This is a genomic window from Flavobacterium suzhouense (assembly GCF_042684765.1).
GTDB lineage: Bacteria > Bacteroidota > Bacteroidia > Flavobacteriales > Flavobacteriaceae > Flavobacterium > Flavobacterium suzhouense.
Genome location: NZ_JBHUMD010000023.1, coordinates 413 through 684 on the forward strand (window position 1 = coordinate 413; position 272 = coordinate 684).

Below are 272 nucleotides of genomic sequence, written 5' to 3' on the forward strand. Positions count from 1 at the left end.
AGCTCCTGTTGCACCTTGAGCACCTGTTGCGCCTTGGGCTCCAGTAGCACCCTGAGCACCTGTTGCGCCTTGAGCTCCAGTAGCACCCTGAGCACCTGTAGCACCCTGAGCTCCAGTAGCACCCTGAGCACCTGTTGCGCCTTGGGCACCTGTTGCACCCTGAGCTCCTGTAGCACCCTGAGCACCTGTTGCACCCTGAGCACCTGTTGCACCCTGAGCACCTGTTGCACCCTGAGCTCCTGTTGCACCCTGAGCTCCTGTTGCGCCTTGAG

General features: G+C 61.4%; 1 protein-coding gene. It reads right to left on the reverse strand.

Annotation, left to right across the window (positions count from 1 at the left end; all coding sequences use genetic code 11):
* On the reverse strand, positions 1–272 hold a 272-nt coding region (locus tag ACFSR3_RS09455), incomplete at both ends, for a hypothetical protein (protein ID WP_379820756.1).